16 protein-coding genes are annotated in these 25,565 nt (G+C 73.4%); 7 read left to right on the forward strand and 9 right to left on the reverse strand.

Features of this window, described 5'->3' with window-relative positions:
• Nucleotides 1-1,749 carry a transglycosylase family protein gene (locus PSED_RS33045; RefSeq protein ID WP_013678557.1) on the forward strand — a complete coding sequence of 583 codons (1,749 nt, stop codon included), beginning with the start codon at nucleotides 1-3 and terminating at the stop codon, nucleotides 1,747-1,749.
• Nucleotides 1,750-1,772: 23 nt separating this feature from the next.
• A complete protein-coding gene (locus PSED_RS33050; protein ID WP_013678558.1) occupies nucleotides 1,773-3,437 on the forward strand; it encodes a MinD/ParA family ATP-binding protein in 1,665 nt (554 codons plus the stop codon).
• Nucleotides 3,438-3,453: 16 nt separating this feature from the next.
• Here the strand turns inward: PSED_RS33050 and PSED_RS33055 are convergent, their stop codons facing one another.
• The 3 genes from PSED_RS33055 to PSED_RS33065 form a co-directional block, all read right to left on the reverse strand.
• Nucleotides 3,454-4,272 (reverse strand): hypothetical protein, encoded by an 819-nt coding sequence (locus tag PSED_RS33055; RefSeq protein ID WP_013678559.1) that lies wholly within the window; start codon nucleotides 4,270-4,272, stop codon nucleotides 3,454-3,456.
• A 253-nt stretch (nucleotides 4,273-4,525) separates the two neighbouring features.
• The gene (locus PSED_RS33060; RefSeq protein ID WP_041760200.1) at nucleotides 4,526-4,792 is read right to left on the reverse strand and encodes a hypothetical protein; all 267 of its coding nucleotides are present in this window, start codon (nucleotides 4,790-4,792) and stop codon (nucleotides 4,526-4,528) included.
• A 190-nt stretch (nucleotides 4,793-4,982) separates the two neighbouring features.
• On the reverse strand, nucleotides 4,983-6,950 hold the full coding sequence (locus PSED_RS33065; RefSeq protein WP_013678561.1) for an Hsp70 family protein: 1,968 nt from the start codon (nucleotides 6,948-6,950) through the stop codon (nucleotides 4,983-4,985).
• Between the two features lie 392 nt (nucleotides 6,951-7,342).
• Between PSED_RS33065 and PSED_RS33070 the strand changes: the two genes are divergently transcribed.
• From PSED_RS33070 to PSED_RS33085, 4 genes are all read left to right on the forward strand, one after another.
• Nucleotides 7,343-8,215 carry an IniB N-terminal domain-containing protein gene (locus PSED_RS33070; protein WP_013678562.1) on the forward strand — a complete coding sequence of 291 codons (873 nt, stop codon included), beginning with the start codon at nucleotides 7,343-7,345 and terminating at the stop codon, nucleotides 8,213-8,215.
• A gap of 122 nt (nucleotides 8,216-8,337) precedes the next feature.
• Nucleotides 8,338-9,189, forward strand: coding sequence for an IniB N-terminal domain-containing protein (locus PSED_RS33075; RefSeq protein WP_013678563.1), 852 nt, complete (start codon nucleotides 8,338-8,340; stop codon nucleotides 9,187-9,189).
• 174 nt (nucleotides 9,190-9,363) lie between these two features.
• Nucleotides 9,364-11,229 (forward strand): dynamin family protein, encoded by a 1,866-nt coding sequence (locus PSED_RS33080; RefSeq protein WP_013678564.1) that lies wholly within the window; start codon nucleotides 9,364-9,366, stop codon nucleotides 11,227-11,229.
• Nucleotides 11,226-12,725 (forward strand): dynamin family protein, encoded by a 1,500-nt coding sequence (locus PSED_RS33085; protein WP_013678565.1) that lies wholly within the window; start codon nucleotides 11,226-11,228, stop codon nucleotides 12,723-12,725. The genes PSED_RS33080 and PSED_RS33085 overlap by 4 nt, the downstream gene beginning before the upstream one ends.
• A 108-nt stretch (nucleotides 12,726-12,833) precedes the next feature.
• Here the strand turns inward: PSED_RS33085 and PSED_RS33090 are convergent, their stop codons facing one another.
• The 4 genes from PSED_RS33090 to PSED_RS33105 form a co-directional block, all read right to left on the reverse strand.
• Nucleotides 12,834-13,292 (reverse strand): (2Fe-2S)-binding protein, encoded by a 459-nt coding sequence (locus PSED_RS33090; RefSeq protein ID WP_013678566.1) that lies wholly within the window; start codon nucleotides 13,290-13,292, stop codon nucleotides 12,834-12,836.
• 4 nt (nucleotides 13,293-13,296) lie between these two features.
• Nucleotides 13,297-15,558 carry a xanthine dehydrogenase family protein molybdopterin-binding subunit gene (locus tag PSED_RS33095; RefSeq protein WP_013678567.1) on the reverse strand — a complete coding sequence of 754 codons (2,262 nt, stop codon included), beginning with the start codon at nucleotides 15,556-15,558 and terminating at the stop codon, nucleotides 13,297-13,299.
• A gap of 817 nt (nucleotides 15,559-16,375) precedes the next feature.
• Nucleotides 16,376-19,183, reverse strand: coding sequence for a helix-turn-helix transcriptional regulator (locus PSED_RS33100; RefSeq protein WP_013678568.1), 2,808 nt, complete (start codon nucleotides 19,181-19,183; stop codon nucleotides 16,376-16,378).
• Between the two features lie 188 nt (nucleotides 19,184-19,371).
• On the reverse strand, nucleotides 19,372-20,475 hold the full coding sequence (locus PSED_RS33105; RefSeq protein WP_143770717.1) for a peptidoglycan recognition protein family protein: 1,104 nt from the start codon (nucleotides 20,473-20,475) through the stop codon (nucleotides 19,372-19,374).
• A 189-nt stretch (nucleotides 20,476-20,664) separates the two neighbouring features.
• Here PSED_RS33105 and PSED_RS33110 point away from each other — a divergent pair, with 189 nt between their 5' ends.
• On the forward strand, nucleotides 20,665-22,482 hold the full coding sequence (locus PSED_RS33110; RefSeq protein ID WP_041760201.1) for an acyl-CoA dehydrogenase: 1,818 nt from the start codon (nucleotides 20,665-20,667) through the stop codon (nucleotides 22,480-22,482).
• A gap of 76 nt (nucleotides 22,483-22,558) precedes the next feature.
• Here PSED_RS33110 and PSED_RS33115 read toward each other — a convergent pair whose 3' ends face one another.
• Together PSED_RS33115 and PSED_RS33120 are read right to left on the reverse strand one after the other, a co-directional pair.
• Nucleotides 22,559-22,984 (reverse strand): CBS domain-containing protein, encoded by a 426-nt coding sequence (locus PSED_RS33115; RefSeq protein WP_013678571.1) that lies wholly within the window; start codon nucleotides 22,982-22,984, stop codon nucleotides 22,559-22,561.
• A gap of 104 nt (nucleotides 22,985-23,088) precedes the next feature.
• Nucleotides 23,089-25,545 (reverse strand): VanW family protein, encoded by a 2,457-nt coding sequence (locus PSED_RS33120; protein WP_013678572.1) that lies wholly within the window; start codon nucleotides 25,543-25,545, stop codon nucleotides 23,089-23,091.
• Nucleotides 25,546-25,565: the final 20 nt, after the last annotated feature.

Genomic DNA, 25,565 nt, shown 5'->3' on the forward strand with positions numbered 1-25,565 from the left:
ATGTCCGTCTCACCCGTCGGCACGCTCGCCGTGGCTGCCGTCATCGCGGCGGCGCCGGTTGTCATGCCACCGGTGTCGGTTCCCGTCGCGCCGACCTCTTACTCGGTGTGCGCGCAGCACACCGGGGACTCGGTCGGCCGCAGCGGCACGCTGTCGCAGGAACAGGCCGACGCGCTCGTCGACGGGTTGCGCCTGCTGCTCACCGACGCCGCACTCACCTCCACGTCCGACGCCCGCGCGGCACGACTCGTGCACGACCTCCGGGCCAGGGGCATCACCCCGGCACGATCGGCCGTCGGGTGGCAACAGGCTGCCTTCGATCTCGCCGACGACCTCGTCCGGCGCGCCGCGGCGGGTGACGTCGATGCGGGCGACGTGGGCGTCGTCCTCGCCCGGCACGGCTTCTCCCCGACCCCCGCCGACCTGCTCGACGTCCTCGACATCGACGAACCCGGCGCCGGCGACCCGGACACCGACGACTCCCGTGCCGATCGCACGAAGACCGACAGCACGGAGACCGATCGCGCAGGGACCGACGGCGCGGGAACGGACCGCGTGGCGGCGGTTCGCACGGGGACCGATCGCACGGGGACCGATCGCGCGGGGACCGTGGACCGCGACGAGGCCGCGCGCTCCGACGACGGCCCGTTGGTGCTCCCCGCGGCCGCCCACACTCCGCGCTCCGACGCCGCCGACGAGGACGAGCACGAGGCCGACGAGGCCTCGACCGAGAGTGCCCTGGCAACGGCGATCCGCACCCGAGCGCACGGGGCCGGACGGGCCGAGGGAACCGCCCGGGCCGCCGAAACGAACCGGGCCGATACGGTCGACCGGGCCGACGAAACCCACCAGGCCGGCGAAACCGACCGGGCCGACGCGACCGACCGGGCCGACACCGACTCCTGCGTCACGACGACCGACTGGCGGCGGGCCCGGGACGCCCTCGTCGGCACGTTGCGCGATGCGGGCGACGCCGACGCGACCGCCCTCGCGGACCACCTGGCCCACGGGGCCGGCAACGACGCCGTCGTCGGCACCACGGCCAGTGGGAACGAGGACGGTCGTTCGCCGGCGACGGACGCCGGCACCACAACCGCAGCCCGCGGCGACTGGCAGCAGCGCACCCGCGACCTCGTGACCCGGCTGCGCGCCGCGGCGGACGACCCGCAGGCCCGCGAGCTCGCCGCCCGGCTCGCCGCGATCGAGGACTCCGCCGACCTCGACCCGCGTGCCACCGATCACGGAAGGCCGACCGGCAACACCGCGGACGACACCACCCGAGACGACAACACCTGGGACGACAACCCCCGGGGTGGCGCCACCCATGACCGCGCCGATGACACCGACGACGACGCGGCCGCCGACAAGACCACCGACAGCGCCACCACAGACAAGGCCGTCCACGGCGGCACCGACGACGCACCCGACAGCGCCACCGACGACGCCCGTCGCCAGGCCCCGCCCGACCCGTCGGAGTCCACCGGCGCGGGCAGCACGCAGAGCGACGGGGTCTGGGACCGGCTCGCGCAGTGCGAGTCGAGCGGCAGGTGGGACATCGACACCGGCAACGGCTACCACGGCGGCCTGCAGTTCGACGCCGCGACCTGGAAGGCGTACGGCGGTGACGCCTACGCCCCGAGCGCCGACCGGGCCACCCGCGAGCAGCAGATCGCCGTCGCGGAGAAGGTGCGCGACGACCGCGGCGGCTACAGCGCGTGGCCCGCGTGCTCCACGAAGCTCGGCCTCTGACCACCCACCCCCTGGAGGACGACATGAACGACGCCGGGCTCTTCCGGCAGGACTGGGACGACGCCGGCGCAGCACCACCGCCGCCGCGTCCCCGCCGCCGCCACGACGGTCCGGCGCACGCCGAGGTCACCGGACCGGGCGGCATCGAGACCGTGCCGTGGGGCGGCTGGCCCCCTGCCGACGGCGCGGACGCGCACACCGCCCACGCGTCGACCCCGAGCGCGGCCGCGGCGCCGTCGGCCCCGACCGGGCCCTCGCTGTCGCCGGCGCACCAACGCGCCCACACCGACGACCCACCTCGACCGGTCGGGCGCGCGCCGCGGCCCGTCGTCGCGCCGCCCCCGCGGACGATCGGGCAGGACGCCGCGGACACGGCCGCATCGGTGCTGCACATCGCGTCCCGCCGCGCCGCAGCGTCCACGGCGCCCCGCCGGGGCCCCGAACTCCGGACCGCCGCCCCGCCCGCGCCCGAACCCCCGCCTGCCGCCCAACCCCGAACCGCCGCCGCGCCCGCGTCCGAACCCATGCCTGCCGCCGAACTTCGGACCGCCGCGCCCGAACCCCCGCCTGCCGCCGCACTCCGGACCGCCGCGCCCGTGCCGCCGCCCGCCCCGGCACCCTCGCCGACCCCCGAACCCTGCTGGGCGCCCGAATCCCGGTGGGCACCCGCGGCCGGACGGCTCGTCGGCGATGCCGCGGCACCCGTGGGCACGACGCCGCGAGCCGCGGACGCCGCCGGCGCACCACCCACCCCGACCGCACCCGAGTCCACCCAGCACGCGCTGACCCACGACGCGCTCACCCGCCCCCGCCGCGACACCCCGCGGATGGGCTGGCGGGCAGCACTTCACCGTGGATCGCGAGGCCTGCTCAACCCGGGCGTCAGCGAGGTCGAACGCGCCCGCCGGCGGTTGTGCGAACGCGTCCGGCGGCCGGTCCTCACGTCCCGGCGGATCGCGGTGATCAGCGTGAAGGGGGGGATCGGCAAGACCACGACGGCCGCGTGCCTCGGCTCGGCGCTCGCCGAGATCCGCGGCGACCAGGTCTGTGTCGTGGACGCCAACCCCGACGCGGGCACGCTCGCCGACCGGCTCACCGGCGACACGAGTGTCACCATCCGCGATCTCCTGCGCGGCATCGAGGACATCGCGACGTTGTCCGACGTCGCGCGCTACATGTCGGCGGTGGGGCGGCTCGGGGTGCTGGCGTCGGACCAGGATCCGGCCGTGAGCGACGCACTCACCGCGGCCGAGTACGAGACCGCGATCGGCGTGCTGGGGCGGTTCTTCAGCGTCGTCATCACCGACGCGGGCACCGGCATCTCGCACCCGACGATGGAGCCCACCCTGCGGACGGCCGACAGCCTGGTCGTGGTCGGCGGCCCGACCGTCGACGGCGCGAGCCGGGCCGGGCACACGCTCGACTGGCTGGAGTCGCACGGGTACGCGGCGAAGGCACGCAACGCGGTCGTCGTCCTCTCGGGGGACCGGACGAGCCGTGACGTCGACGCCGGGCGGATCGCGAGCCATTTCGCCAGCCGGGTGCGCTCGGTCGTGACGGTCCCGCAGGACCCGCACCTCGCGGCCGGCGGGCGCATCGAGTTCGACCGGCTGCGGGCGGCCACCCGCGACGCGTACGTCACCGTCGCCGCGCACATCGCCGACCAGTTCCCCGACCGGGCCGGCTGACCAGACGGCGCCGGGATCAGCGCACCCACTGGCCCTTGCGCTGTGCCGACGACCCCGCGAGGACGACCACGCCCCCGGCCGCGAGCGCGAGCCCGACCGCGAAGGGAATGGTCCAGCCGTCGCGGACGCGGTCGTCGAGGAGCCCGATCGCCACGAGCCCCGGGACGATGACCTCGGTGACGGTGAAGACCGCGGTGACCACGGCGAGGTTGCCACGAGCAAGTGCCCGGGAGAACGTGACGATGCCGACGAGCCAGTAGCCGCACAGCAGGTAGGTCGCGGGCTGGCCGAGGAGGACGACGACGTCGAAGCCGCCGGGACCGGTGTCGATGGACCGCACCGCCAGCGACGTCCCACCGAACCCCAGGCCGGCGACCAGCGCCAACGGCCAGGCCACGCGGACGTTGTACAGCGCGATCGTCGCCGCGGCGAGGACGCCCAGCGCGACGCCCATGACCACGTCGGCGGCCGTGTCGGCACCGCCGGGATGTTCCGACGCGGCGGCCCCGGCGATCAGCACGAGCCCGATCACGCAGCCACCGATCGCGACGCGGTCGAGCACGTGCAGCTTCGAGCCCCAGATCCAGCGCACCGCCAACGCCGTCAACGCGATGGAGCCGCCGAGGATCGCCTGCACGGCGAACACCGGCAGGAACCGCAACGCGACGACGGTGCACACCCAGGCGAGGGCGTCGACCACCAGCCCGCCGATGAACCGCGGCTGCAGCGCGAGGGGCCGCCCCGGCCTCGTCCGTGTGGTCGCGTCGGACTGCAGGAGGCCTGCGACGCAGTTGAGGACCATCGCCGCGACGGCGAAGACCAGGCCCAGCAGCACGTCGTGACGCCCCCTCCGCTCGGGTGGAGCCTGCTCGGCCCCGCCCGCGCGCGGAACCGCCCCCCACCCGTCCCCGTCGCCACGCGGTGAGGACGCTCGGCCCCCACCCGAGCCCGCCGGCGACGATCAGCGTCGTGTGTACGGGGGTCGTCTGCAAGAGGAGCCCCCCGAGCAGGTGCGACGTCACGACGACGCCGCGACGACCGGCCCGTCGCGAGCCGCGGCTCCCCACGACGGTCCCCGGGCGGCTGCGTCAGGCGCGGGAGTGGTCGCGGACCTCGTGCGGGACGGGCTGCGCCGGCAGCCGGAAGAAGCCGCTCATCAGGCCGCCCGGCAGCGTCGGAATGGCCGCGGCCTCCCGTTCACGACGGATTCGTCGCCGATCCGCGGCGTGGGCCGTGACCAGCAGGAGCGCGGTCGCGATCAGGGCGGGGACGCCGACGACCAGCACCGGCCAGCCGAACATCCACGTCGCGAACAGGATCGCCAGCGACTCCATCACGAGAACCAGAGCCGACATCCGTGCCACTGCACACTCCCCGAGGTCGATCACCCGCCGATGGCGCGGGTCCGATCCTTCATCGCCGGGAGGCGGCGGAACGTTGCGCGGACGTCGGAAGAACCTGGGACCGGCGCGAAGGCTCCCCGCCCGCGCCGGTCCCAGGCCCGTACCCCGCGGGAAGCAGGGTGCTCAGGACGCGACGGTCAGCTCACGACGCCGCGGGGGCCGACGGCGCGTTCGCGTCCGCCGGCGGCGGGTTGTTCGCCGGCGGCGGGTTGTTCGCCGGGGGATTGGTGACGGGCGGGTTGTTCACCGGCGGCGGGTTCTCCACCGGCGGCGGGTTGTCGGGCGAGCTCGTCCCCGTGTCGGGCGGCGGCGAGGTCGGCCCGCCGGACGTCGGCCCGCCCTCGGCACCGGCGCTGGTCGTGGGGCCGGCGGTCGGGGGCGCGGTCGCTCCCGCGGGGGGTGCCGTCGTCCCGGCAGCGGGCGGGACAGCGGGGGCCCCACCTGCGGTCTTGCCCCCCGCGGCAGGGGGCTTGGCGCCGGCGTTGTCGTGGACCGCGGGCGCACGCTCGACGGGCTGCCGCACCGGGTTGGCGGCGGGCGAGACCCCCGCACCGGCCTCGGCCGGGGCGGTGGCGGTGGAGAGGGGGCCGTCGAGCGACGAGCCGGCGGAGGCGGGACGGGCGGTCGGCCAGGTCAGCACGGCGACGGTGACGGCCGCGACGGCGACCGCACCGCCGATCCCGACGAGCAGCCCCACCGGTCCGCGGCGCGGCTTCTGGTGCTGAGGCTCGTCGTAGGACCAGTCGGGCAGCGGCTGCACGGGCGGCCGTGGCGGGGCGACGGGGGCGCGGAAGGCAGCGGGCGCGACCTGACCCGCCGGCGGAGCACCCTGCGACCACGGCTCGACGGCGCGCTCAGGGGCGGACCACGGGGCGGCGACGGCGGCGCCTGCGAGCGCGACCGCGGGGCGAGCCGGGGCGGGCGGACGTGCGGGGGCCGGGCGGGCGGGGGCCGGGTGGGGCGCCGCGGCGACGGCAGCAGGGGCGGGACCGGTGCTCTCCACCGGCGGGATCACGACGGCAGGCCACGACATCGTCTGGCGCGGGGAGACGCTGAGCACCGCGCCCTTGGCGATGGCGTTCTTGGGGTCGGCATCGACCGCGACGGGCCCCCCGACCTGCTCGGACACCAGTTGGGCGACCAACGGGATGCGCGAGGACCCGCCGACGAGCAGCACCGCGCTGAGCATGTCGGCGGTCAGCCCCGCCGAGCCGACGGCACGCAGCAGCGCGGCCACCGTCTCCTCGACGTGCGGGCCGATGAGCTGCTCGAACTCGCTGCGGTGCAGCCGGACGGACCCCTGTGTCCCGGGCAGCAGGACCGGCACCGAGACCTCGGTGTCGGCGCTGAGGATCTCCTTGGCCTCGGTGCACTCCCGCCGGATGCGGCCGACGGCGGCCAGCACGTCGGGGTCGGAGTCGTCGAGCTCGGCGAACGCGTCGGGCATGGCACCGACGACGTGGTCGAACACCACCTGGTCGAAGTCGATGCCCCCGAGCCGCTCGATCCCCTCGGGGCGCCCGAGCAGGCCGAAGCCGGACGCGGCCTTGCGGACGACGGCGGCGTCGAAGGTGCCGCCGCCGAGGTCGTAGACCGCGATGGTGGACCCGGCCTCGACACGCTCGGCCGACGCGTAGTGCAGTGCCGCGGCCTCGGGCTCGGCGAGGAACACGACCTCGAGGCCGTGCCGGGAGAGAGCGCCCGCCAACAGGTCCTTCTTGTGGATGCCCCAGGCGGCGGGGTGGGTGACTGCGATGCGGTCGGCGGGACCACCCTCGCGAGCGGCGACCTGCTGCACGATCCAGGCGACGAGCCGGGCGGCGAGCTCCTCGGCGGGCCAGGGGGCGCCGCCGACGACGAGCGGGGTCGGGTCGCCGACTCGGCGCTTGAACTCGCGGACGACGCGGTCCGGGTCGGTCAGGGCGCGGCGCTCCGCGGCCTCACCGACCACGACCGAGCCGTCGGGCGCGATGAACAGCACCGACGGGACGGTGGCCGAGCGGGACCCGAGGGTCACCATCTCCGGCTCCGACCATTGGTCCCCCGACGACCGGCACACGGCTGCCGCCGAGTACGTCGTCCCCAGGTCGATTCCGAGCTGGTAGCCCATCGTGTTCCTCCCCCGACCGTCCGCGCGGCGCCCCTTCGCAACGCGCGAACCCCTCGCTTGGTGCCATCGGAGTATCCCGGCAGTTCGTTAGCGACCGAAGGGGTGCTAGCACCCCAATGCAGGAACGGGCGCCGGAAGTGGGGACTTTCGGCCCGGCGTGCGCCGCCCCGGCGCCCCCTGCCCCCGAATCCCCTAACGCCCGGGGGCGGGGATCCCCGTACGAGCTCTTTACCGAACCATGGGAGTTCCCCGATGGCCGTTGTCCGATCCGTCCCTAACTTCTGCATCAACGCCGAGCCGCAACGAGCCCGGCTCGCACGGCACACACCGGCACGACACACACAGAGACGGGCCTCGGTCGACTCCGGGGGCCCACCGAGGAGACGATCACGATGGCCGAGAGCATCTCGCTGCTGGACTTCCTGCTTCGCCTGATCAACGACGACGACCTGCGTCAGGAGTTCAACGCCGACCCCGAGGACACCCTCGAGGCGTACAACCTGACCGACCTGAGCGCCCAGGACGTCTACGACGCGCTGGTCCTCGCCCAGGACAGCCACCAGGCGAGCTTCGACCGGAACTACGACACCGGCTTCCACAACACCGTCCCGCCGGTCCCGGCCCACGCGGGCTACAGCGGCGGCGGCCACCACGACGGCGGCCACGGCCACAAGGAAGCCGTCGAGTACATCAACAAGTACATCACCAACAACTACGTCGACGACCGCGACACCATCGTCGACAACTCGATCAACCAGAACATCGACAACCGCGGCGGCATCTTCAACCAGGACATCGACGTCGACTCCGTCGTGGCCTCGGGCGACGGCGCGGTGGCCGCGGGCAACGACGTCCGTGACAACACCATCGTCTCCGGCGACGACAACATCCTGGCCGGCGGCAACGTCACCCAGACCGGCGACGTGACCGCGGGCGACGGCGGCGCCATCTCCTTCGGCGGCAACGCGACGGGCAACTACGAGGACAACGACACCACCTCGACCGTCACCAACTTCGGCGACGGCGCCGTCGCGGTCAACACCGCCGGCGCGGGCGGCACCGCGACCCAGACCACGACCCAGGCCGTCGACAACTCGACGACCAACACCACCACGCACACCAACTCGCACAACACCGACAGCGGCAACATCAGCGACTCGTTCCAGAGCGACGACGACTTCACGCTCGGCTCCTACAACGACGTCGCCTCGCACAACACCGACAACAGCCAGGCCAACGACAACGACGGGCTCGACATCGGCTGACGCCTCCCGCGTCCGGTGGGGGCCGGCACGGCCGGCCCCCACCACCACCGCTCCACCGCACGACACCGACTTCCTGACCCAGTTGCCGGCCGCGCGCCGGACCGCACACCACGGAGATCACCATGGCCTCGCAGTCCCTCATCCAGCTCCTGCTCAGCCTGTTCGAGGACGAGGAGCAGCTCGCCGCCTTCCAGGCGAACCCCGATGCGTTCCTCGCGTCCTGCGGCATCACCGACCTCGAGCCCGGCGACGTCCACGAGGCGCTCGTCCTGCTGCGCGACAGCCACGACGCCAGCTTCGACCGCGACTACAACACCGGCGGGCACCACCACCCGCAGCTGCCCCCGCCGCCGCACCCGAAGCCCGGCGAGGACCCGCACGAGGTGGCGGTCAAGTACCTGAACACCTACGTCACGAACAACTACATCGACGACCGCGACACCATCGTCGACAACTCGATCAACCAGAACATCGACAACCGCGGCGGCATCTTCAACCAGGACATCGACGTCGACTCCGTCGTCGCGTCCGGCGACGGCGCGGTGGCCGCGGGCAACGACGTCCGCGACAACACCATCGTCTCCGGCGACGACAACATCCTGGCCGGCGGCAACGTCACCCAGACCGGCGACGTGACCGCGGGCGACGGCGGCGCCATCTCCTTCGGCGGCGACGCCTCGGGCAACTACGAGGACAACGACACCACCTCGACCGTCACCAACTTCGGCGACGGCGCCGTCGCGGTCAACACCGCCGGCGCGGGCGGCACCGCGACCCAGGCCACGACCCAGGCCGTCGACAACTCGACGACCAACACCACCACGCACACCAACTCGCACAACACCGACAGCTTCAACATCGACGACTCGTTCCAGAGCGACGACGACGCGACGGTGCTGTCGAACAACGACGTGCTCTCGCACAACACCGACAACAGCCAGGCCAACGACAACGACGTGGTCGACGTCCTCTGACACGGCCCGACCCGACCGGCGCAGGCTGCCGCACGGAGTAGCCTTCACGTGCGACACGACGACCGGCCCCGCCTTCTCCCGGACCCGGGACGGTGGGGCCGGTCTCGTCGTGTAACAAGGAACGGAACGCAGTCGAGGTCGCCGTCCGGCGGCCGGTGAGGGGGCGGGAACTCCGTGGCGGTTCCGGCAGCTGTCGACCTGGTCGACCTGGCGCTCAAGGCGACCACGGCCTACCAGCGGCCCGACCTGGGACTGCGGCTCCAGCACACCCGCAAGCGCCTCGCCGACCCCACCGTCCGGGTGCTGATCGTCGGCGAGTTCAAGCAGGGCAAGTCCCAGCTGGTCAACGCGCTCGTCAACGCCCCGGTCTGCCCGGTGGACGACGACATCGCCACGTCGGTGCCCACCGTCGTGAAGTACGGGGAGACGGCGGCGGTGTCGCTGGTCCGCGACAACGGCCCCGACGACGACCGGCCCCCGGAGCGCACCGAGGTGCCCATCGGGCGGCTCGCCGAGTTCGTCTCCGAGGCCGGCAACCCCGACAACCGCGCGAAGCTCAGCTACGCCGAGGTCTCGTTGCCGCGCAAGCTCCTGGCGGGCGGTCTGGTGCTCGTCGACACCCCGGGCGTCGGTGGCCTGGGGTCCGCCCACGGCGCGGCGACGATGTCGGTGCTGCCCAGCGCCGACGCGGTGCTGCTCGTCTCCGACGCGGCCCAGGAGTACACCGCGCCCGAGATGGAGTTCCTCGGCGCGGCGATGAAGCTGTGCCCGAACGTGGCGTGCGTCGTCACCAAGACCGACCTCTACCCGCACTGGCGCCGGATCGTCGAGCTCGACCAGGGCCACCTGCAGCGGGCGGGCGTCACGGCCACGACGTTCCCGGTGTCCTCGACGCTGCGCCTGCACGCCGCGCAGACCCAGGACGCGGCGCTGATGGAGGAGTCGGGCTTCAAGGAGCTGATCGGCTTCCTGCTCAACCGGGTCGTCGCCCGCGCCGACGACCTCGACCGCCGCTCCACCGCCCAGGACGTGCTCGACGTCTGCGAGCAGCTCGCGACCACGATGAAGTCCGAGCTCACCGCGCAGGAGGACCCGGAGCGGGCCGAGGCGCTCGTCGCCGACCTCACGGCGGCGAAGGCCCGGGCCGACGCGCTGCGCCAGCGCTCCGCCCGGTGGCAGACGACGCTCAACGACGGCGTCGCCGACCTCATCGCCGACATCGACTACGACCTGCGTGACCGCCTGCGCGCCATCGCCCGCGACGGCGAGCAGCTGCTCGAGGACGCCGACCCCGCCGACATCTGGGACCAGTTCGCGGAGTGGTTGCACCAGCAGGTGTCCGCGGCGGCGTCGGCCAACTTCGTATGGACGGCCGAGCGGGCCCGCTACCTGGCCGGACAGGTCGCCGAGCACTTCGCCGAGGGCGCGGAGATCTCGTTGCCCGCGTTGCGGTTCGAGGACACCGTCGGCACCATGGGCGGCCGCGTCGGGGCGCTGGAACAGCCCGTCGACGAGAAGTTCGGCATCGGCCAGAAGCTGTTCACCGGTATGCGCGGCGGGTACGGCGGCCTGCTCATGATCGGTCTGGCCACGAGCATCGCCGGCCTCACCCTGCTCAACCCCATCTCGATCGGGGCCGGCCTCCTGTTCGGTGGCAAGACGGTCCGCGACGAGCGCAAACGGATGAAGCAACGCCGGCAGGCCGAGTCGAAGAACGCGCTGCGCCGCCACATCGACGAGGTGACCTTCCAGGTCTCCAAGGACTCCCGGGACATGCTCCGCCGCATCCAGCGCGACCTGCGCGACCACTTCACGGTCCTGGCCGAGGAGGTGTCGACGTCGCTCGCCACGTCCGTGGCCGCCGCCCAGTCCGCGGTCAACACCGACGTCAACGTGCGGCAGGCCCGCATCCAGGACCTGCGCGCGGAGCTGAGCCGGGTCGAGGCGCTCGCCGAGCGGGCCCGCAAGCTCGCGGCGGGGGCCGGTCAGATCGCGGCCGCCCAGCCCGGCCAGGTCCCGTCCGGGCAGGTGCAGTCGTGAGCGCGCCCGTCGTCGGGCAGGCCCCGCCGCTCGGCTCGACCGTCCGGCTGCTGTTGCGGCACACCATGGAGGCCTACTCCGACAGCCCGCAGGCCCTCGGCTGGCTGCGCCACCATCTCGACCGTTTCGACGAGCCCCTGCGCGTCGCGATCGCCGGAAAGGTCAAGGCGGGCAAGTCGACGCTGCTCAACGCGCTGGTCGGGGAGGAGATCGCGCCGACCGACGCGGGGGAGTGCACGCGCGTCGTCACCTGGTACCAGGACGGGCACTCGCCGCGGGTGCTCATGTACCCGAAGGCTGCCGCGCCCAAGCAGCTGACGATCCACCGCAACCGCGGCTCGCTCTCGTTCGACCTGATGGGGACCCCGACCGACCAGGTCGACCGGCTCGTCGTCGACTGGCCCTCGCAGAACCTCCGGTCGACGACGCTGATCGACACACCCGGGATCGCCTCGCTGTCGAGCGACACGTCGATGCGCGCGGGCGCGTTCCTCACCCCGGACGACGCCCCCACGCCCGCCGACGCCGTGATCTACCTGATGCGCCACCTGCACGCCACCGACGTGCGGTTCCTCGAGTCGTTCTTCGACCAGGGCGTCGCCAGGGCCACACCGGTCAACACGATCGCGGTGCTGTCGCGGGCCGACGAGATCGGCGTCGGCAGGCTCGACGCGCTCACCTCGGCCCGGCGCATCGCCCGTCGCTACCGGTCCGACGACAAGATCCGCGGCCTGTGCCAGACCGTCGTCGCCGTCGCGGGCCTGCTCGCCCAGTCGGGGCGGACGATGCGGCAGGACGAGTTCGCCGCCCTCGTCGCGCTCGCGGAGCTGCCGCGTGCCGACATGGACTCGCTGTTGCTGTCGGTCGACCGGTTCGTCCGGGGCGAGGGTGTCGAACTCGCGCATCCCGACACCGACGCCCGGGCCCGGCTCATCGAGCGCTTCGGCCTGTTCGGTGTCCGGCTCGGCGTGACGCTGGTCCGGCAGGGCATCACCGACCCGACGCGCATCGCCGAGGAGCTCGTCCGCCGCAGTGGCCTCGAGGATCTCCGGCAGGTGCTGTCGACGCAGTTCACCGAGCGTCGTGACCTGCTGAAGTCGCGGTCGGCGCTGCTGGCCGTCGAGCTGGTCCTGCAGCGCGAGCCGCGCCCCGCGGCCACCGCGCTGGCGGCAGAGGTGGAGCGCATCCTTGCGGGGGCGCACGAGTTCGTCGAGCTGCGGATGCTGTCGGCGCTGCGTGCCGGCGCCGTCAAGCTCCCGTCCGACGCTCTCGACGAGGCCGAGCGCCTGCTCGGGGGCGAGGGCGGCTCCGCGGCGGCGCGCCTCGGGCTCGACCCGGGGATCCATCCCGAGGACCTGCGCCGCGCGGCCCTCGAGGCCGCGACCCGCTGGAAGCGCCGCGCCGAGAGCCCGCTGTCGAGCCGGGCGACCGCCGACGCCGCGCGCATCGTCGTCCGCAGCTGCGAGGGGATGCTGGCGAGCCTGCAGCGCTACTGACCGCCCGTCGAGGAGCGTCCGGAAACCGACCCGACCGGGTCAGCCTCGTGGTCGTGGTCGCCTCGGGTCGGGGTGGCGCCGGGCTGGAGGCGACGCCACCCCGGGTTCCTAGGACATCTTCTCGGCCGCGCTCATGATCGCCTCGCGGATGCGGAAGTAGGTGCCGCATCGGCAGACGTTCTCGATCGCCCGGATGTCCTCGTCCGTGGGAGAGCTGGTGCGCTTCAGCAACGCCACCGCGGCCATGATCTGACCGGGCTGGCAGTAGCCGCACTGGGCGACGTCGTACTCCAGCCACGCTTCCTGGACCGGGTGGAGCTTGTCGCCGTCGGCAAGGCCCTCGATCGTCGTGACCTCGCGCCCCTCTGCGGCCGACACCTTCACCGAGCAGGGACGGATGTCCTCACCGTCGAGAAAGCTCGTGCACGCCTTGCAGACGTTGATGCCGCACCCGTACTTCGGCCCGGTCACCCCCAACTTGTCCCGGAGGGCCCACAGCAGCGGGAGATCCTCGGGGGCGTCGACGGTGACGGGGTTGCCGTTGAGAGTGAATCCGTAGACGGGCATCTGATCACCCTTCGGGGAAGGCCGGCGGGGGGAGCTGGCCGGGCGGGAACGGATCGAAGTCGATCGGGTGGTTGATCGGGAACGTACGCGGGCGCACGCCGGTCGCGCGGGCGTAGGCGTTCGCGATGGCACCGGTCGGCGCGGAACTGCCGACCTCGCCCGCACCGCCGAGCGGACCGTCGTGGGACGGCATGATGATGATCTCCAGATCGGAGGGGAAGTCCTTCTGCCGCGCGAAGTGGTACTGGCTGTAGCTGCCCTCCAGCGGCAGCCCGTCGACGACGTGCAGGCCGGCCTTGAGCGTCAACGAGATCGCCTCGGCGAGCCCACCCTGCATCTGCGCCTCCAGGCCGAGCGGGTTGATCACCTTGCCGACGTCCACGGCCATGACCGCCTTCGTCACCAGAGGGTTCTTCGGGTCGCGGCAGTCGAGCTCGATCAGCGCCGCGGTGTGGCTGCGGCTCTCGACGTGGACGCCGATGCCCTGCGCGAAGCCGGTGGGCATGCGGCGGCCCCAGTCCCCGGCATCGACGACGGCGTCGAGGACGGCGCGGGTCCGCTCCGACTTCAGTGTGGAGCGGCGGAACTCGACGGGGTCGACGCCGAGCCGCTCGGCGATCTCGTCGACGAACATCTCCTCGCTTCCGCGCGCGGTCTGGTTCGGCACGCTGCGGTAGCTGCTCGTCGGGATGCCCAGCGACAGTTCGGTCTGCCGCTTGTCGTAGACCCCGAAGTTGTACGGCGAGGCCACGAAGGTCAGGAACACGGCCTGCCCGAACGCGTCGTTGGCCACGGCCTGCTTCGCGCCCTCGGGTAGCGCGGTCGCGGTTGCTGTGAGGATCTCGCCGAGCCCGTGGCGGTAGTCGGTCGACACCCCGCAGACGCGTTGCTCGAGGGTCGCGACCTGTCCCGCGACGAGCGTCGCCCGGAAGTTCTGGACGTTGGCAGGCCGGCACCGGCCGTGGCGCATGTCGTCGGTGCGGTGCCACATGAGCTTGATCGGTTTGCCGACGGCCTTCGAGATGAGCGCCGCCTCCATGGCCGTGTCGAAGAAGACCCGCCGGCCGAATCCGCCGCCGCAAGGCACGACATGCGCCTTCACGGCCTTCTGCGGCAGGCCCAGTTCGACCGCAATCTTCTGCTGGGCGACGATCGGCGCCTGGAAGCCGCTCCAGATCTCCGCGCCGCCCGGCCGCACGTCCGCGATCGCGCATTCGGTCTCGAGGAACGCGTGCGACGCCGACGGCCACTCGTACGAGGCCTCGACGGTGACGGCCCCGAGCGCGGGCGCGGCGAACGGCAGCGCGGCCTTCTTCAGCTTCTGCATGATCGAGTCGTTGGACTCGTTCGGGACCGGACCCGCGGAGAACGTGGCGTCGACCGCGCACACGGCGGCGCGTGCCTGCTCGAACGTCTCGGCGACCACGGCGACCCCCGAGGGGATCGTGGCGACCGCGAGGACCCCGGGCATCGCCTCGATCGCACCGCGGTTGGCCAGCGACCGGAACGTGCCGTTCCAGGTGGGGGCCCGGCGGATCATCGTCGGGAGCGCGCCTGGCACCTGGAGGTCCATCGTGAAGCGCTTGCGCCCGGTCACGATGTCCAACGCGTCGACACGCCGGACCGGCGTGCCGACGATCTTGTGGTCGGACGCGGCCTTGGGGACGACCGCGCCGACCTGCAGCGCGGGGTCCGCCGCCGGGCGCGAGAGCTCGCCGAACGTGGCCGTGCGTCCGTCGTCGGAGGTCACGGACCCGCCCGACGTGGTCAGCGACCCGACGGGCAGACCCCACTCGACGGCGGCGGCCGCCAGCATCCGGGCGCGCGCGGTCGCGGCGAGGACGCGGACGGGGTCGTAGAACGCCCGGATCGTCGAGGAGCCCGCCGTCATCTGGTTGAGCACGAGCTCGGGGCGGGCGTCGGCGCAGGTGACCTCGACCTGGTCCATCCGCAGGTCGAGCTCTTCCGCGATCAGCATGCCCAGCGCGGTCGTGATGCCTTGACCCATCTCGATCCGGGGAACGCCCATCCTGGCGACGCCGTCCTCGCCGATCTCCAGCTTGACCAGCGGCATCGTCGGTGCGGACGCCACCACCAGTGCCTCACCGATGTCGAACATCTCCTCGACGCTCGGCGCGGAGGGTAGCGCGGCCGCAGCGGCGTCGGGGGCAACTGCGTCGAAGGTGATCCGGGTGGCGACGGCCAGTGCGGGGACGCCGAGAAGGTAGGTCATGAACCGCCGCCGCCCCAGGGCGACCTCGAGCATCCGAGGTCGTTCGGCGGTGGTGGCCGGGGTTCGGTCGTGTCGAGTCATCGGGTCGCAGTCCTCCGGGAGGGAGCAGAGGCCCGTGCCGCACGTCAGTCGCGTGACGGACCGGCCCCGAGTGATGACGTCGCGACTCGAATCTCTCCGGGCCACGTTGTCCGGGATGTCACTCGTTCAGCAGCGTCGCGCGACGCGTGGCGGCGTCATATGGCTAGCGACGTAGCCCTCAACGAGGGGGTTTCGTGAGGGTTTCGCACAGAAGCCCCAATTATCTGAAGACCAACCCGAAAGAGTGAGCGTGTCGCGGGGGGCACATGCTCGAGATGGCAGCGAAGGAGCGGCTTTCCGGCAGGTCGTGCAGCACAACCGCGGGTTCGGACTGGAGCCCGCGCAGCGGCGTGCAGACGCCCGGCCGACGAGGGTGAGCAGGCGGTTCGTCCCGGATCGCAACGTCTTCGCCGGGCAGTCATGGACCGCGACCCGGCCGCTGGCACAGCGTAGTTAGGGAATAAGCGCCGGAATCGGGCCCGACACCGGAAGCGAGGCGTCCGTTGCGGCACGTCCGGTCATCGCGCGAGCCCGGTCGGCGCGGCGTCCGACGAGCTCGGCGGCCCGGTGCGCCGCCCCGGGCCGGCGCTCGGGCGCCCCGATCCGGCGCGGCAGCCGCGCCCCGAGGGCAACGCCTCGTCGATGTCGCGCTCCACCTCGGCACGGCACGCGCAACCCCGGCGCTGCCCCGAGCGCCGACGACGACGACCAGGTTGCGCCCGGTCCGGGGCGAACCACGACCGGGGCGCAGCGGCGCAGGCGTCTCGGGTCAGTCGGCGGACGAGGACGAGCCCGCCGGGCCGACGATCTGGCGCAGGTGCGCGAAGAGCTCGCCGCGGGAGCCGGAGCCCAGCCGCTGACGCATCCGCGCGACGTGGTGCTCCACGGTCTTCGCGCTGATGAACAGCCGCTCGCCGACCTGCTTGTAGGTGAGTCCCTCCAGCACCAGTTTCGCGACCTCCCGCTCCCGCTCGCTGAGCGGGCCGTCGCCCAGGTCGTCGGGTTCGGGGGCGGGACGGCGGGCGGGAGCGGGCTCCGGGGACGGCTCCGACGGGCGGGGCGGGACCGGGGCCGGGGCGGGAGCCGGGCTCCCGGACTGCATCGCCCGCGCGGCTCCGAGCAGAGCGGTCATGGCCTTGCGGTCACGGGTGCGAATCGCGGCCTGACCTGCGAGTTTCCCGCCCTCCCAGGACAGCCCGACGGCATGCAGCCCGCGGGCCGCGGCCTCGACGGCGTCAGCGTCGACGTCGGAGTCCATCATCCGCACCCAGTGTGGCGCGGCCTCGGCCATCGCCGTCGCGTACCGGCTGACGGGCGCGGCGACGCGCAGGGCCTCGGCGTGGCGGGCGGCGTCCTCGCGGTCGTCGGCGACGATCGCGGCGTGCAGCTGCGACCAGTGCAGCGGAGCCGACCAGAGGGCGGGCCGGCCCAGCCGGTCGAGCAACGTCGCGGCCTCGTCGAGGTGGGGCCGCACCCAGCTGGTCTCCCGGAGCCGCGTCGCGGCGATCGCCAGCTCGCCGAGCGGCTGCAGGACGAAGAGGTCGACGGGATGGCGCACGATCGCCTCGCGGGCCCTCGCCCAGGCGGGCATGAGCGCGGCGAGGTCGCCGTCGCGGCGGGCGATGGAGACCTCCAACGCGGCGGCGAGGAACTCGTCGCGCGGTTCGAGCCGGGCATCGTCCGCCGACGTCGCCGCGAGGATCGCGCGCGCGGAGCCGATCGCGCCGCGGAACACCGCGATCCACGCGAGCAGCAGCTGGTGCCGCGCCACCGCCGCGGGTCCGCCGAGCTCGGCGACGACGGCGCGGTCGAGCACCGACTGCGCGACGTCGAGCTCGCCGCAGTGCACCGCCACCAGCGCGGCGAGGGCAGCGGGCGTGTCGGGCAGCAGCGCGGCGCGGTTCGACGATTCGAGCAGCGACGCCGAGCGGGCGAGCTGCGACATCGCGCGCGTCGGCGAGCCGGCGACGGAGTCGAGCACCCCAGCGGCCATGAGCTCCTCGGCGGAGGCCAGCAGCGTCGGCGGCCGGCCGAGTACCGGGGCAGAGCCGCCGACGGGATCCCCGAACAGCGACGGGGGCGGCCCGAGCACCGACGCCCCCTGACCGGGCGGCGGCGGTGCGGGAGTGGGCGGTGCGGCGGGTGCGAGCAGGGCGCGCGCCTCCTCGAGGGCGCCCGTCCCGATCAAGGCCGGCACCGCGAGCGCCGCCGTCTCGCCCCCGGTGTCGGCCGCACTCATCCAGCGGTACAGCTCGGCGCTGCGGGCCAGCAGACCGCGGTGGGCGAGCACCGCGGCGGCGGCGGTCCCGGCGAGCACCGCGTCCTCGACCTCGACGGAGTCGACGTGCGAGAGCACCTGGTCGGCCTGGGCGAGCGCGAGATCGAGGTCGCCGGCCCGCACCGCGGCCTCGGCGCGGCGGGCGGCCAGCCGCAACGCGGGGGCCCCGGCCGCGACGGCCGCGGCGTACAGCCGCCCGGCGACGGGGTCGCCCGCCCGGGCCGCCTCGTCGGCACCCGCGACGAACACCTCCGCGGCCCGCGCGCCCGTCGCGCCGGTGTCGAGCAACCCGCGGGCCGCGGTGAGGACCGATCCGCCGCGGTCGAGCTCGATCTCGGCGAGGGTCCGCCGGATCTCCAGCCTCCGGGCGCCGGGCACCCGCTGCCGGATCGCCGTGGCGACGATCGGGGGGAGCGCGCCGTCCGCGGTGAGGTGGCCAGCCGAGCGGGCCTCCTCGACGAGCTCGTCGATCTCGTCGATGCCGCCACCGGCCGCGTCGGCGAGCCCGAGCAGCGGCACGAGCACCTCGGTGTCGCGCGGGGCGCCCAGCGCGAGCGCGACGAGCAGCTCGCGGACCCGCTGCTCCATGCCGTAGACGGCGTAGCCGAGCTGCTGGACGAGCTGCTGCGGCGGCCGCGACGGCAGGCCGCCGGGCCGCTCGAGCCGGGTGCGGTCGGGGCCGATCTGGTCGAGCAGGCCGGCCAGGAAGCGGTCGACGAGGGCCGGGAGGCCCGCCGTCTGCGCCTGCACGTGGTCGACGAGCGGGACGGGTGGGCGCTCGCGCAGGGCCCGGGCGGCCCGGGCCGCGACGCCCGGTCGGTCGAGCGCACCGAGGACCAGTAGCGCGCCACCGGCGGCGATGGCCCCGCCGAGCGCGGCGACGTCGGGACCCGAGGGCCACGGCCGGTGCGCGACGACGAGCCGCTGGGTGCGGGCGAGCGCGATGTCGCGGAGCCTGCGCAGGTCGGCGCCGGGCAGGAGGTGCACGTCGTCGAGCACGAGTACGTCGTCGGCGGCCACGTCCTCCGGTGGGAGCGCGCGCAGCACGACGGCCCCCGACGCGCGGTAGGCGTCCGCGACGAGGTCGAGCAGGACCGTCTTGCCGTGCCCGGCGGGTCCGACGACGTCGACCCGGCGCGGCGCCGCGGGATCGGTGACGATCTCCCGGTAGAGGCGTCGGGCGGCTGTGGCGCCCGCCAGCGCGCCGTCGCGCTCCGGAGCTCGATCGGGCGCGGCCTGCTCGGCCCGGGACGGCTCGGAACCCGCCCCCGGTCCCGCCGACCGGGCCGTCACGCTCACCTCGCCCCTCCCCGTTCGACGCGCCCCCTCGCATCACCCGATCAGGGTCGCGGCCCACGAGAGTAGCGCCGGCGACGGCCCCGGCCCGGGTCACGACGTCGCGAAGTCGCCCGGGCGGGTGATGGACGCGGTCAGCGGACGGTCCTGGGCCGCGGCGACGGGACGCGCCCGATCTGCGACAGGCGGCGTCAGCGCGGCGGGCCGACGCGGTCGACGGACGTGTCGGCGGGCGAACCTCCGGTCCCGAGCAGCCGCTGCCAGTCGGGCCGGGTGACGACGTCGGGCACGCTCTCGGCGTTGCGGCGTGCGGCGAGGGTCTCGACGGCCTTCGCCGCCTCGCTGCGTTCGCTGCTGCGCACGGTGCGCGCCAGCACGGGCCAGGTCTCCCCGCCGAGCATCCCGACGTCCTCCGCCCCGGTCGCCTGCTCGAACGCGACGACGGCGTCGGCCGTCGCCGCGTCGTAGCGGCCGTGGGGCACGACCTCGGTCATGCCGTGGTCGCGCAGCAGGTACTGGGCGGCCTGCACGTCGACGCCGACGTCCCCGGGGCGCAGCAGCGGCCACGACGCCTTCTGCGTCGCGCCACCCTCGACGTTCTTCCCGAGCAGCCCCGCGACCTCGCGGCGCAGCCGGGGGAGCATCCCGTAGAGCCGGTCACCCGGGCACGCGGTGTTCTTGAAGTCGCGGTGGCCGTAGAGCTCGGTGGGGGCGATGCCGTACTGGCTACAGATGTAGGCGCAGGTCGTGCGCAGGCTGGTCCACAGGGCGTCGGTCGGGTCGGTGTCGATGTAGGTGCCCTCGTTCTCGATGCCGACCGACACGATGTTCTGACCGGTGCAGTGCGCCCCCTCGACCTGGCGCTGCCCGATGCGCAGGACCTCGAGGCTGCGGTGCCGGCCCTCCATGACGTCGCCGCCGCGGCTGATCGTGAAGTGCTGGCCGGTGTCGAGCCAGCCGCGGGTGTCCATGTGGAAGTTCTGGATGCTGCGCGCCAGCGCGAACGCGGCGCCCTGGCTGTAGTCGGTGACGTTCGGCGTCGCGGTGTGGTGCACGAGGATCTTGACGGGCCGCTGGTTCCAGATCGGGACGACGGCGCTGTTGGGCCGGGCGCCCCAGCCCGCGCAGTCGGTGATGGGCGGGCCGTCGAAAGCCCAGGCGGTCCCCGCGCCGACGGTGGCACCCAGTACGGCGGTGCCGGCGAGCGCGAGGCCGCCGGTGAGGAAGCCACGGCGGGTGACCTCGAAACGTCCCACGATCGCCCCTCCGCTCGTCCAGGTGACCACCTCAGTCACAGAAACACCATGAGCACCATTCAGCACATACGCAGCGTGCACAACAGGTGGACCCGAAGGAGTGAGACCGTCTCGCCGAGCGGCGGCGGTTGCCTTCAGTTACCCGTCGGTAATATCCTGGGGTTACCGGCGAGTAGGTCGTTGACGATGACGACCCGTCGGCCGAGCGGGAACGGCGGTGACCACGCGATGGGCCACTACAGGAGCAACCTGCGCGACCTCGAGTTCAACCTGTTCGAGGTGTTCCGTGTGCAGGAGGATGCGCTGGCAGCGGACTCCGAGGTCGACCTCGACACGCTCCGCGGCGTGCTGTCCGAGCTCGACACGGTCGCGACGGGACCGCTGGCGGAGTCGTTCGTGGACGCCGACCGCAACCCGCCCGTCTTCGACCCGGCGACGCACTCGGTGACGCTGCCGCAGTCGCTCAAGGACGCCTACAAGGTGCTGTGGGACGGTGAGTGGTGGCGGCTGTCGCTGCCCGCCGAGCTCGGCGGCTACGGCATCCCGCCGTCGGTCCAGTGGGCGGCCGCGGAGCTGATCCTCGGCTCCAACCCCGTCGCCTTCATGTACATGGCGGGCCCGAACTTCGCCTCGATCCTGCACCGCAACGGGACCGACGAGCAGAAGCACTGGGCCGAGCTGATGATCGGGCGCGGCTGGGGCGCCACGATGGTGCTCACCGAGCCCGACGCGGGCTCCGACGTCGGCGCCGGCCGGACCAAGGCGATCCAGCAGGCCGACGGGACCTGGCACATCGAGGGCGTGAAGCGCTTCATCACCTCGGCCGAGCAGGACATGACCGAGAACATCATGCACCTCGTGCTCGCCCGCCCCGAGGGCGCCAAGGCCGGCACGAAGGGCCTGTCGCTGTTCCTCGTCCCGAAGTTCCACTTCGACTCGCAGACCGGTGAGCCCGGCGAGCGCAACGGCGCCTTCGTCACCGGCGTCGAGCACAAGATGGGCCTCAAGGGGTCGACGACGTGCGAGCTCACGTTCGGCCAGCACGGGGTCCCGGCCGTCGGCTGGCTGCTCGGCGACGTGCACGACGGCATCGCCCAGATGTTCCAGGTCATCGAGTACGCCCGGATGATGGTGGGCACGAAGGCGATCGGGACGCTGTCGGCCGGCTACCTCGCCGCGCTCGAGTACGCCAAGGAGCGCGTCCAGGGTGCCGACCTGACGCAGATGCTCGACAAGACCGCGCCCCGCGTCACCATCACCCACCACCCCGACGTGCGCCGCATCCTCATGCTGCAGAAGGCCTACGCCGAGGGCCTGCGCGCGCTGTACACCTACACGGCGACCTACCAGGACCGCATCCGCGCCGGCGGCGACACCGCGCTGGCGGAGAAGGTCAACGACCTGCTGCTGCCCGTCGTCAAGGGTGTCGGGTCGGAGCGGGCCAGCGAGATGCTGCTGCTGTCGCTGCAGACCCTCGGCGGCTCGGGCTACCTCCAGGACTACCCGATCGAGCAGTACATCCGCGACGCCAAGATCGACTCGCTCTACGAGGGCACGACGGCGATCCAGTCGCTGGACCTGGTGTTCCGCAAGATCGTGCGCGACAACGGCCAGGCCCTGCTGCACGTGGCCGGCGAGATCCAGGCGTTCCTGGCCGCCGACTCCGGCAACGGGCGGCTCAAGGAGGAGCGCGAGCTGCTCGCGCGCGCGCTCGGCGACGTGCAGGGCATGCTCGGTGCGTTCACCGCGACGCTGAAGGGATCGGCGCAGGACCCGACCGAGCTCTACAAGGTCGGCCAGCACTCGGTGCGGTTCCTCATGGCCGTCGGCGACCTGCTCGTCGCGTGGCTGCTGCTGCGGCAGGCCACCGTCGCGCTCGAGAAGCTCGGCGGCGAGGTGTCCGCCAAGGACACGGCGTTCTACGAGGGCAAGATCGGCGCCGCGCACTTCTTCGCCAAGACGGTGCTGCCGCGGCTCACCGCCGACCGCAAGATCGTCGAGAACGCCGACAACGCGCTGATGGAGCTCCCCGAAGCGGCGTTCTGACCCGCCGCCGGACACACCACGGACGGGCCCGGTGCGGAGCCGGGCCCGTCCGTCGTCACACGCGTGTGTCGCGGCCCTACGAGGCGATGTAGGACTGCAGCTGTTCTCGCTCGACCTCGAGGGAGTCGATCCGCGCCTTGACCATGTCGCCGATGCTCACGATGCCGACGAGCTCACCGTCGGCGATCACGGGCAGATGGCGGATGCGTCGCTCGGTCATGACGCGCGACAGCTCCAGCGCGCTGTCACCCGGCGAACAGGTCACGACGTCGGCCGTCATGATGTCGGCGACAGGGGTACGGACCAGGTCGGGCCCCAGCTCGTGCAGCTTGCGCACCACGTCCCGCTCGGACACGATCCCCGCGAGCCGAGCCCCGTCCATGACGGGCAGCGCACCGTAGTTGCCCGTCGTCAACACGGCGATGACGTCGCCGACCGAGGCGTCGGCCCCGATCGTCGCCACGGCCGAGCCCTTGTTGCGCAGTACATCCGATATTCGCATCGGAGTCCCCGATCGTCGGTGACGAGACTGTCACCGCCGAGGGTACGAATGTGACGACCATCTCGAAAGCCGGAACACCCGACCGGCGGTCGGCCGGAGATCGACTAGCCGCCGCAGATGACGATCGGCGACGGGTTGTAATGGACAGTCCGCTTCTCCGTGCGCACCTCACCCGTCTGGATGTTGCGCAGCGTGCGCGTGTCCGACGCGGTGAAACCGGGAGCACCCTGGCTGGGTGAACACGGCTGCCCCGCGGGGATGGTCACCGGGCTCGGCGGGACCTCGTTGGTCCGCGGCCCGGTCGTCGAGGTCACCTCGTAGCGCTTGGTGCCGAAGATCTTCACCGTGAGGCTCGACGGGGTCCAGATCGTCTTGATCAGGACGCCCGTCGGTCCGTCGTTGCGGAACCTGAGGTCGATGACGTCGTCGAAGACCGTCGCCTCGCGGGCCACCGGGTAGCGCCCGATGTAGAAGCTGTGCTCCTTGTGGGCCACGTCGACCATGCCGGCGAAGTACGCGGCGTTGTAGAGCGTCGTCGCGACCTGGGAGACGCCGCCGCCGACACCGCGCGCCGGATGCCCGTCCTCGATGATCCCGGCCTCGACGTAGCCGTTGGCCGCGTTGCGCGGGTTCGTCGCCTTGTTGAGCGAGAACGTCTCGCCGGGCTTCACGATCGTGCCGTCGATCTGCTCGGCAGCGCGCTTGATGTTGCGCCCGGAGTCGGCGGCGAAGCCCCCGGTGGTGAACGTGCTGATCTCGCCCGCGATGCCGAGCTTCTCGATGTCCTCGGTGGTCACCTTGGCGGGCTCGTCGCCGTAGACGGCCGCGACCTGCCGCGGTGCCGACGTGGTGAGGACCGGGACCATCGCCTTCAGGGTCGCGGGGTAGTCGATGCCGCGACCGTCCTGGGAGGGGACGACGACCGGCGTGGGGCCGCTGACGTCGAGCGTCGCGTCGCGCCCGGGCTTCTCGGTGCTCGCGAGCTGGGGCGCCAGCGCGTCGGACACGACGTCGGGGTTCAGCTCCGGCACCAGCCGCGGTGTCGCGGCGCCGTCGGCGCGGAACGTCAGCGCCTTCGCGATGTCGGCGGGCTCCAACGTGCCCTGCGCGCCCTCGCCGGTGACCGTCACCGGCGCCGACACCGCGGGCCGCGCGACGGAGTCGACGACCTGGCGCACGTCGTCGGCCGTCGTCGTGGGGTGCAGCACCGCGAGCGGCAGCTCGATCGGGCCGCCGCGCGCCCACTGCGTCTCGACGACGGGCACCGCGGCCGCGACGTCGAGACGGTGCCCGTCCTCGGGCATCACCGGGACGGGTTCCAGTCCGTCGAAACGCACCGTGCCCTCGGTCGGCTCCTTGTCGACGAGCGGCGCCAGCCCCTCCAGCGCCGCGGCGATCGCGCGGTCGTCGGCCGAGCTGACGACGTCGAAGTCGCGATCGGTGAAGAACGACGTGATGCGGGTGACCGGGTTGAGCGGCTGGACGCCCGCCCGCTCGATCGTGGCGCCCCAGTCGACGCCCAGGCCCGCCGCCGCCGCGTCGATCCGGGTCCGGACGTCGCCCGCGGTGACGTCGACGGCCTGCGACGCGCGCGGTTCGATCGTCGCGCGCAGCTGCGCCTCGGCCTCCTCGTGGGAGAGCCCGCCGACGTGCTGGCCGGCGACCGACACCCCGCGCGGCATGGTGCCGGAGCCGAGGACGAGGTCGAGAACGTAGAGCACCGCGAGCAGCCCGACGACCGCCGCCGCGACGAGCAGCGGCCGGCGGCGGCGCCTGCGCGTGGGGCTGCCGTCACCGCCGTCCGGGCCGTTCGGCCCGTCGCCGTCCTGACCGTTCGGGGAGGCCGGTGGTGGTGAATCCGTCCCTGGCCCGCCGGCGGTCCCACCCGTCGGCTCGGGCGTCGGTCCGGCTGCGGCAGCGGCCGCGACGACCGTCGGTGCGTCAGCGGCACCGGCCGGCCGCGCCGGGGACGGCGAGCCCGGGATCGAGGGCCGGTTCTGGGTCGCGGGCGGTGAGGCGGGGGCGGTCGCGGGGATCACCTGCGTCGGACGGTCCGCGGCGGCGCGGATCCGGACCGTCGCCGGGTCGACCGACGCAGCCGCCGCGACCGGACGGTTCACCGCCGGGGACGACGTCGCCGCGGCCGCGGACCCGGCCGTGGCGATGCGTGTCACCGCGGGCAGAACGGTCGTCGCCTCGCCGTCGGTCCTGAACCACGGCTCGCCGGATCCGGCGCCGGCCGAGCGGTCGGCGGCCGCCCGGCCGCCGGTTGCGGCCGCCTTGTCGGCGGTTGCGGGGGCCGTGCCGGGTGCCGCCGCGCCGGACCCGGCGGCAGCCGGGTCACCGGCAGCGGGTTCGACGGAGGTGGGCCGGGCGGACGCGGGCGCGGTCGCCGCCGGTCCGACGGGCGCCCGCCCCGCCGCGGCGGGTTCGGCAGGAGCCGTCCCTGGCGTGACGGGCCGGGCGGACGCGGGCGCCGCGGCGGCATCGGCGGATCCCGGCCCCGCGGCAGGTTCTGCAGGGACGGGCTCGACGGTCGCGGCCCCGGTCGTGGCGGACACCGGTCCAGCGGGCCGCTGTG

It is taken from the genome of Pseudonocardia benzenivorans CB1190 (assembly GCF_000196675.2).
Taxonomy (GTDB): Bacteria; Actinomycetota; Actinomycetes; order Mycobacteriales; family Pseudonocardiaceae; genus Pseudonocardia; species Pseudonocardia benzenivorans.

What these genes read in the sequence shown, in the direction of transcription:
- PSED_RS33045 (WP_013678557.1), top strand. Translation starts at nt 1, where the DNA reads ATGTCCGTCTCACCCGTCGGCACGCTCGCCGTGGCTGCCGTCATCGCG.
- PSED_RS33050 (WP_013678558.1), top strand. Translation starts at nt 1,773, where the DNA reads ATGAACGACGCCGGGCTCTTCCGGCAGGACTGGGACGACGCCGGCGCA.
- PSED_RS33060 (WP_041760200.1), bottom strand. Translation starts at nt 4,792, where the DNA reads ATGTCGGCTCTGGTTCTCGTGATGGAGTCGCTGGCGATCCTGTTCGCG.
- PSED_RS33065 (WP_013678561.1), bottom strand. Translation starts at nt 6,950, where the DNA reads ATGGGCTACCAGCTCGGAATCGACCTGGGGACGACGTACTCGGCGGCA.
- PSED_RS33070 (WP_013678562.1), top strand. Translation starts at nt 7,343, where the DNA reads ATGGCCGAGAGCATCTCGCTGCTGGACTTCCTGCTTCGCCTGATCAAC.
- PSED_RS33075 (WP_013678563.1), top strand. Translation starts at nt 8,338, where the DNA reads ATGGCCTCGCAGTCCCTCATCCAGCTCCTGCTCAGCCTGTTCGAGGAC.
- PSED_RS33090 (WP_013678566.1), bottom strand. Translation starts at nt 13,292, where the DNA reads ATGCCCGTCTACGGATTCACTCTCAACGGCAACCCCGTCACCGTCGAC.
- PSED_RS33095 (WP_013678567.1), bottom strand. Translation starts at nt 15,558, where the DNA reads ATGCTCGAGGTCGCCCTGGGGCGGCGGCGGTTCATGACCTACCTTCTC.
- PSED_RS33110 (WP_041760201.1), top strand. Translation starts at nt 20,665, where the DNA reads ATGGGCCACTACAGGAGCAACCTGCGCGACCTCGAGTTCAACCTGTTC.
- PSED_RS33115 (WP_013678571.1), bottom strand. Translation starts at nt 22,984, where the DNA reads ATGCGAATATCGGATGTACTGCGCAACAAGGGCTCGGCCGTGGCGACG.